Below are 3,914 nucleotides of genomic sequence, written 5' to 3' on the forward strand. Positions count from 1 at the left end.
CGCGCCCGCCGTGGACGGTGGGCGCGGGGCCGCTGGCGGGTTCCCTCAGCGAGAGGTGAGTCTCCACAGGTGGTCGGCGGTGCCGTTGTCGGACCACTGCAGGACCTGGGCGCCCGACGACGTGCTCATGCTGTCGACGCCCAGCAACAGACCGCTGTTGTAGTTGGCGATCTTGTAGTAGCCGTCACGGGCCGGTATGGCCTGCCAGAGATGGTCGGCGGTGCCGTTGTCACCCCAGATCAGGGCCGTGCCGCCATTGCTGGTGCTCATGTTGTTGATGCCGAGCAGCAGTCCGCTCTTCTGATTGACGATCTTGTACAGGCCCGAGCCGGCGGCCACCAGGGTCCAGTTCTGGTCGGTGCCGGTGGTGGACGTGGCCTGGACGACCGAGGTGCCCTGGGCGGTGCCCGCGTTCACGGTGTCGAGGGCGAGCCCGCTGTTCTTGTTGGTGATCTGGTAGCGACCGGCCAGCGTGGTGGAGCTGCCGCTCGGGGTGACCACCAGGTGGTAGCCGTCGGTGGCGTTCATCGTGACGGGCACGGTGATGGAACCGCCGGAGACCGTGTAGTCGGTGTCGGAGATGGTGATCGGGCCGGGAGAGGCGGTGGTGCGGCCGGTGTCGGGCGAGTACTCCAGCTTGACGTGGACCGTGCTGCCGAAGGCCGACAGGGAGTTCAGGCCGTTGACCGTGACGGCGCAGGAGCCGGTGCAGCCGCCGGCGACGACGCTGATCTGGTTGCCCGCGCCGTTGAGGGAGGCGAGGCCGTCGATGCCGGTCTGCGCGGGGGGCGTGGTGGTGAGCATGTTCCCGGACATGTCGCCGTACCACTTGTACGTCCAGTAGGAGCCGTTGGGCGAGCCGCCGGTGTCGGTGAGGGTGTCGCCGAGGGTGCCGTAGTGGTTCCAGAAGGCGAGCTCGGCGTCACGGACGCCCGTGCGCTCGAACTTGGCCGCGTAGCCGATGAGGGCGCCCGAGTTGCCCATCTCGGCGGGCGTGCCGTACTCCTCGATGTCGATCGGGCGCGGGCTGATGCCGAGGCTCGACTCCAGCGCGCGATACGCCGACACGTGGGCGGCGATGTTCTGGCTGCCCTCCAGCTCGTGCCAGGCGATGACGTCGGGGACGGTGCCGCTCGCCTTGGCGTCGGTGAGGAACGAGCTCATCCAGGACTGGTTCCAGACCGAGTAGCTCGGCCCCTGGATCGGTGTCGTGGTGTCCTTGGTGCGCACCTCCTTGAACGTGCGGGCCCAACCCGCGTTGAAGGCACCGGCGTTGGCGGTGTCCCACGTCCAGTCGGGCTCGTTCCACAGTGCGTAGGCGCTGATGTTCGTGGCGCTGGAGGACTTCACCGCGGCCACCTGCTGGTCGACCGCGGACAGCCAGTTGCTCCAGCTCACCCACTTGTAGGGGAAGTCCGGGTACCAGTCCGGCATCCGCACGACGACCTTGGCGCCCGCGGCAGCGGCCTTGGCGGCGACGACCAGGGAGTCGCCCGCGGGAGCGGGCTCGCCGTTGGGCAGCTGGCTGCCGCCCGGCGCCATCTGAATGAAGGTGTTGGGCTTCAGGGGCTGTACGAGGCTGTCGGCGGGGGTGCTCGTGCTCGCCAGACCGTAGAGGCTGCCCGTGCCGACGTGGGTGACGGACCGCAGGTTCTGCGCCGCGTTGACGACGAGGGTGGTGGACGACGTGGGAGCGGCCTGGGCGGATCCGCCCGTCACGACGACAGCGGTGGCGGCCAGGGCGGTGGCCACGGCGGTGGCGCCGACGCGGCCGAGGGGGGCTCTGAATCGGTGACGGTGGCTCAGGTATGACATCAGCGGCTCTCCTGAGGAAAAGACGGGGACTTCTCGAGTGCGGTGCGCAGGCGGCTCGGGAAACGGCCGGCCGGTTGCCTGGGGTGTCGGACCCCGGTGACGGGTGACAGTCCTGTGCGGAGTGCGAGCGGGCACGGCGGAGCTCGGCCCCGCCCGGCCGGTGGGCCCGGGGCGGCGGGCATCGTGGATCAGTCCTTGACCGCGCCGGCGGTGACGCCCGCGGCCACATAGCGCTGGGCGAGGACGAGCAGGACCGCCGCGGGCAGGGACGCGACGACGGCGGTGGCCATGATCGCGTTCCATTCCTGGTTGTTGTTGCCGATGTAGTGGTAGATGCCGAGGGTGATCGGGCGCCAGTCGCCGCCGCCGTCGAGGGTGTTGGCGAAGACGAAGTCGGACCAGGCCCACAGGAAGCTGAAGAGCGAGACGGTGACGAGCGCGTTGCGGCTCACCGGCAGCACGATCGACCAGAAGGTGCGGAAGGTGCCCGCGCCGTCGATGCGGGCGGCGGCGATCAGCTCGCCGGGGATGCCCGACATGAACGCGGTGAAGATCATGACGCCGAACGGCACAGCGATGGTGGAGTCGGCGACGATCAGCCCCCACCAGGAGTTGAGCAGGCCCAGGTCGAGGAAGATGCCGTAGAAGCCCATCGCCATGACGATGCCGGGGATCATCTGTGCGACCAGCAGGAACAGGCCGAGCGCACCGCCGCCGAGCGGGCGCAGCTTCGCCAGCGCGAAGCCGGCCGGGGCGGCGAGGAGGAGGGTGAGGGCGACCGTGCCCAGCCCGATGAGCAGGCTGGTGCCGAGGTAGGGCATCTGGTCGTTCAGAACGGCGCGGTAGCCCTCGAAAGTGGGATGCAGGGGCAGCAGGTCGGGCGGGCTCTTGCGCATGTCCTGCTGCGGGGTGAGGGACACGTTCAGCATCCAGTACACCGGGAACAGCATGACGGCCGTGAGCAGGACGCCGACGACGGTGTAGAGGCGCGAGCGCCGGGCGGGGCGGTGGACGGCGGTCATGCTTGCTGCCTCCTCTGGACGCGGATGTACAGCAGCCCGAAGGCGAGGGCGATGAGGATGAGGATGTTGCCGACGGCGGCCCCGGGGCCGAACTTCGGCAGCAGCGTGCCGAAGCCGAGCTGGTAGGACCAGGTCGCCAGGGTGGACGAGGCGTCGCCGGGGCCGCCCTTGGTCATGATCCAGATCAGGTCGAACACTTTGAGGGTGTAGACGAGACCCAGCAGCAGCGTGATCGCCGAGACCGGGCGCAGCAGCGGGAAGGTGATCCGCCGGAACTGCTGCCAGGCACTCGCCCCGTCCAGCGACGCGGCCTCGTACAGCTCGCCGGGGATGTTCTGCAGGCCGCTGTAGAGGATGACCAGGTTGAACGGGATGCCGATCCAGATGTTGGCGATGATGACGGAGGTCAGCGCCCAGTCGGGCGAGTTGAGCCAGTCGACCGGGGCCACGCCCACCAGGTGGAGGGCGTAGTCGAGGACGCCGGACTCGCTGTTGAACATCCACGACCAGGTCGACGCCGACACGATCAGCGGCAGCAGCCACGGGATCAGGAACAGCGCCCTGAGAGTGCCGGCCAGCCGGAAGTGGCGGTTGAAGAAGACCGCGAGGGCGAGCCCGGCGGCGTACTGGAAGGCGATCGACGCGAAGGTGAAGATCATGGTGTGGCGCAGGGCCGGGCCGAACGTCGGATCGTCGAGGACGGTCCGGAAGTTGTCCAGCCCGGAGAACGGCGCGTCGCCTGCCACGAACGACCTGACGGTGTAGTTGCGCAGGCTCAGGTCGAGGTTGCGGTAGAGCGGATAGACGTAGAACGCGGCGAGGTAGACGGCCAGGGGCGCGAGGAACGCCAGTGCGGTCAGCCGGCTCTTCCGGCGCTGGCGGCGCTTCAGCGCCAGGGCGTCCGTCCGGTCGTCGGTTCCGGTCGCCCCGGACCTGACCGGGGACCGCTGCGAGCGGCGGTCGACGCGGGCGGTGGTCATGCGAACTCCTGGATGCGGGTGGCCTGCCCGGCGCGATCGCGGTGTCCGGGCGGTTGCGGGTGCCGTGCGGGCGCCGGGGGCAAGGCCCCCGCGCCCG

Annotated in this window: 3 protein-coding genes; all 3 read right to left on the reverse strand. The window is 69.5% G+C overall.

Annotated features, from left to right (window positions below; all coding sequences use genetic code 11):
- Positions 1-45 precede the first annotated feature (45 nt).
- Positions 46-1,815, reverse strand: a complete 1,770-nt coding sequence (locus tag AB0J04_RS45415; RefSeq protein WP_363174602.1) for an RICIN domain-containing protein — start codon at positions 1,813-1,815, stop codon at positions 46-48.
- 188 nt (positions 1,816-2,003) lie between these two features.
- Complete coding sequence (locus AB0J04_RS45420; RefSeq protein ID WP_363174603.1) at positions 2,004-2,837, reverse strand: carbohydrate ABC transporter permease; 834 nt, start codon at positions 2,835-2,837, stop codon at positions 2,004-2,006.
- Positions 2,834-3,817 carry a sugar ABC transporter permease gene (locus tag AB0J04_RS45425; protein ID WP_363174604.1) on the reverse strand — a complete coding sequence of 328 codons (984 nt, stop codon included), beginning with the start codon at positions 3,815-3,817 and terminating at the stop codon, positions 2,834-2,836. Before AB0J04_RS45425 ends, AB0J04_RS45420 begins: the two co-directional genes overlap by 4 nt.
- Positions 3,818-3,914: the final 97 nt, after the last annotated feature.

It is taken from the genome of Streptomyces sp. NPDC050263 (genome assembly GCF_040655955.1).
Classification (GTDB): Bacteria; Actinomycetota; Actinomycetes; order Streptomycetales; family Streptomycetaceae; genus Streptomyces.